Below are 4,380 nucleotides of genomic sequence, written 5' to 3' on the forward strand. Positions count from 1 at the left end.
GCGCGGGTTCGAGCCGTCGCCCTTGTCCGGGAAAATATGCGGGCCGAGCAGTTCGTTGAGCGCATCCAGAACTTCGGTCGTGCGCAGTTCTTTCGTGCCCGCAATAGCGGCGGAGAAATCTTTCCAGAAATCCCGCATCACTTGCTTCCAATCGATCTCGTGATTGGAGACACGATCGAGCTGCTCTTCGAGATCGGCCGTGAAGTCGTATTCCACGTATTTGCGGAAGAAGCTTTCCAGGAACGCGATGACGATACGGCCCTTGTCCTCGGGAACAAGGCGCTTCTTGTCGATGCGCACGTATTCGCGATCGCGAAGAACCTGAAGCACGGCGGCGTAGGTTGACGGGCGGCCGATGCCGAGCTCTTCCATGCGCTTGACGAGACTCGCTTCGGAAAAGCGCGGCGGCGGTTCGGTGAAGTGCTGCGTGGCCGCGATGCGGCGGCGCTCCAGGGAATCGTTCGCCTTCATCGGCGGCAGGCGTCCCTCGTCCTCGTCGCCCTCGTCGTCCTTGCCCTCTTGGTAGAGCGTCAGGAAGCCGTCGAACTTGATCACCTGACCGGTGGCACGCAGGTCGAGCCTGCGCGGGCCGACGACCGCCGCGATGTCGGCGGTGGTGCGCTCGAGTTCGGCCGATTCCATCTGGCTCGCGATCGTGCGGATCCAGATCAACTCGTACAGTCGCGCCTGTTCAGGCTCGAGATATTTCGCGACGTATTTCGGCAGGCGGCTCATGTCCGTCGGACGCACGGCTTCGTGCGCTTCCTGCGCATTCTTCGCCTTGGTGGTGTACTTGCGCGGAACACCCGGGACGTAACGGTCGCCGTATTCCTTGCCGATCACCCGGCGCGCGGCCTGCACAGCTTCCGGCGCCATGTCGACGCCGTCGGTTCGCATGTAGGTGATGAGACCGACCGTCTCTCCGCCGATATCCACGCCTTCATAGAGGCGCTGCGCCACACGCATGGTCTGCGCAGGTGCGAGGCCGAGTTTGCGGGACGCTTCCTGCTGAAGGGTCGAGGTGGTGAACGGCGGATACGGGTGGCGCTTGGCGGGCTTCGCTTCGATAGTCGCAACCGTGAACGTCGCGAGTTCGAGGTCGCGCTTGAAAGCCTCGGCTTCATCGCCCTTGCCGATATCGAGGCTGGTGATCTTTTTCCCGTCGGCGCCGACGAGACGAGCATCGAAGATACCGCCGTCCTTCGTCGCGAGCGTGGCGATCAGCGACCAATATTCCCGCGCCCGGAACGTCTCGATTTCGAGTTCGCGATCGCAGACCAAACGAAGCGCGACCGATTGGACGCGGCCGGCCGAACGAGCGCCGGGCAATTTGCGCCAGAGAACCGGCGACAGGTTGAATCCCACGAGATAATCGAGGGCGCGGCGCGCCATATAGGCGTCGACCAGGGCCTGATCGATCTCGCGCGGTTGGCGCAAGGCCGTCTGAACGGCATCCTTCGTGATCGCATTGAAGGTCACGCGCTCGATCGGAAGGCCCTTGAGTGCCTTCTTTTCGCGCAGCGCCTCGACCACGTGCCAAGAAATGGCTTCGCCTTCGCGATCCGGATCGGTCGCGAGAATGAGCTTGTCGGCACCCTTCAAGGCCTTGGCGATGTCCGACAGGCGCTTCGAGCCCCGGTCTTCCAACTGCCAAACCATGCGGAAATCATCATCCGGGTCGACCGAGCCGTCTTTCGCCGGCAGATCGCGGATGTGACCGAAGGAGGCCAGGACCTCGTAGTCCTTGCCGAGATATTTGTTGATCGTCTTAGCCTTTGCGGGCGACTCGACGACGACGACTTTCATGAACGTATTCCTGGCAAGTAGTCGCGAAAACGGGGTGCTGTCGCGACGACAAGAACGACAGTCAGCCCCGACTGCCACAGGGTGCGGATAAGTGGTGGATGATCGTCGACAAGTCAAATCGGACTTGGCCGAGCTCCCCCTATGTGGGCGATAAAGCCCGGTTCAGCAAGGGTTTGACCGTGTGCCCGAGCACATTCGCGCCGGGCATGAGGGCAGGCTTGGCAAGCCGCGTCGCTGCGTAAGTCTCGGCAATTTCCCCGGGCGCGGCCTCGATCAAGGCTGCCGCGGCGGCCAGCGAGAAGAGGCGATCGGCGACGAAGCGTGATCGTGCTTCGGCATCGGAGGCGCGAAGGGATTTCTGGATGAGATCCGCCGTTTCGGGCACGCCTGGAAGCGTCCAGGCTTCGCCTGCCACTTGCTCCAGCACGGACATGGCGGCGTCTGGCTCCCGTTCAGCCGCTCGCAGGATGTCGAGCGCAATGACGTTGCCGGACCCCTCCCAGATCGCATTGACGGGCGCCTCGCGGTAGAGCCTGGGCAGGGGACTCTCCTCGACGTAGCCGTTGCCGCCGAGACACTCCATGGCCTCGTAGATGAGGCGGGGAGCGGCCTTGCAGCTTCCGAACTTGGCCGCGGGCGTAATGATCCTCGCGCGTGCGGCTTCGCTTTCATCGGACGCCGCGCCGTCGAAACTGCGGGCGAGGCGCATGGTGAGCGCAGTCATCGCCTCGACGTCGAGGGCGATATCGGCGAGCACGCTCTGCATGGCGGGTTGGTCGATCAGCTTGCGCTGGAAAACGCTTCGGTGCCGCGCATGGTGTACGGCGTGCGCCAGCGCCATGCGGACGAGGCCGGACGAGGCGACGGCGCAATCGAGACGGGTGAGTTGCACCATATTGATGATGGTGCGAACGCCCTTGCCCTCCTCGCCGATGCGCCAGGCGAAGGCATCGTTGAATTCCACCTCCGAAGAAGCGTTCGAGCGATTGCCGAGCTTGTCCTTGAGGCGCTGGAAATGCAGGGCGTTGACGCTGCCGTCAGGGCGATAGCGCGGAAGAAGAAGGCAGGTCAGCCCGCCGGGTGCCTGGGCGAGTACGAGAAACGCGTCCGACATGGGCGCGGACATGAACCACTTGTGGCCGCTGAGGCGATATTCGTCGTTCCCGGCGTGGTCGGCGCGGGTCGTATTGGCGCGAACGTCGGTGCCGCCCTGTTTCTCGGTCATGCCCATCCCGAGCGTCACCGAAGACTTTTCCCAGAATGGCCGAAAACTCGGGTCGTAGGACCGTGAGCGGATCCTCGGCAGCCACTCCTGGAGGTGATCCGGGGCGGCGGCAAGCGCCGCAACCGAAGCATGTGTCATCGTCATCGGACAGACATGCCCGCTCTCGACGCCCGCGATCGTGTACAAACGTGCCGCCCTGGCGAGGTGACCCTGCGCCATGGGTGGTTCCGGCGCGCTTTCCTCCCACGTCGAGGCGTGAAGGCCGTCGCCCATGCTCATGCGCATCAGCGCGTGGTAGGCCGGGTGGAATTCGACCATGTCGAGGCGAAAGCCGCGAGGATCGTGAGTGTGGAGTTTCGGCGGATTCTCGTTTGCCAATCGGCCGAGTTCGAACCGGTCCGCAGCTCCCCAACCCGTTCCGAAATCGCTCATTGCGTCTTGCGCGTCGACGCCACCAGCCTTCAAGGCGTCGATCAACGGTTGGTTGGACAGCACGAGGTTGATGTCCCCCAACGGGGGACTCTGATTGATCACCTCATGGGGATCGGTTGTTCGGGATGAGGGCATTGTGCACTCCGGGCATCGTTCCAGGAGTTATATGGCGGCGTCGCCGCAGGCCGAGGGCCTTACGCATGACGAGACTTCACTTGCCGCTGAACTCGACTCCGCCTATAGCCAGTCACTTAAGATGAGCGCATCGCACCCCCCGTTTTTTCCCCATCGTCATTTGCTCGGAATCGAGGGGCTTTCCCCTCTCGATATCAAGGCGTTGCTCGATCTCGCTGACAAGCAGGTCGAGGTCAGTCGTCAGATCGAGAAGAAGAAATCGACCCTCCGCGGCCGGACGCAGATCAATCTCTTTTTCGAGCCTTCCACCCGCACGCAATCGTCCTTCGAGATCGCCGGCAAGCGCCTCGGCGCCGATGTCATGAACATGTCGGTGGCGTCGTCGTCGGTGAAGAAGGGTGAAACGCTGATCGACACCGCCGCGACGCTCAACGCCATGCGGCCGGATCTTATCATCGTCCGGCATCATGCCGCCGGCGCTGTGAACCTTCTGGCGCAGAAGGTCGATTGCTCGGTCGTCAACGCCGGCGACGGCGCGCATGAGCATCCGACGCAAGCGTTGCTCGACGCGCTGACCATCCGCCGCAACAAGGGACGGCTCGAGGGCCTAACGGTCGCGATCTGCGGTGACATCCTGCATTCCCGCGTCGCGCGTTCGAACATGATCCTGCTCGCGGCGATGGGCGCGTTCGTGCGGCTCGTCGCTCCTTCGACTTTGCTGCCGCCGGGGATCGATCGGCTCGGTTTCGAGATGCACACGGACATGCGGCGCGGCCTTCGGG

Annotated in this window: 3 protein-coding genes; 1 reads left to right on the plus strand and 2 read right to left on the minus strand. The window is 63.0% G+C overall.

All coding sequences use genetic code 11. The annotated features are described in order from the left end of the window. Positions 1–1,806, minus strand: a 1,806-nt coding sequence (topA, locus tag AC1DT3_RS13080) for a type I DNA topoisomerase (protein ID WP_477465686.1), incomplete at its 3' end; no start/stop codon positions are given. Between the two features lie 139 nt (positions 1,807–1,945). Then, positions 1,946–3,598: an acyl-CoA dehydrogenase family protein gene (locus AC1DT3_RS13085; protein WP_477465687.1), complete on the minus strand. Its 1,653-nt coding sequence runs from the start codon at positions 3,596–3,598 to the stop codon at positions 1,946–1,948. Between the two features lie 121 nt (positions 3,599–3,719). On the opposite strand from AC1DT3_RS13085, the gene AC1DT3_RS13090 reads away from it, so the two are divergent. Beyond that, a partial coding sequence (locus AC1DT3_RS13090) for an aspartate carbamoyltransferase catalytic subunit (RefSeq protein ID WP_477465688.1) occupies positions 3,720–4,380 on the plus strand: 661 nt, incomplete at its 3' end.

The sequence above is a fragment of the Microvirga sp. P4_G7 genome (assembly GCF_056401005.1).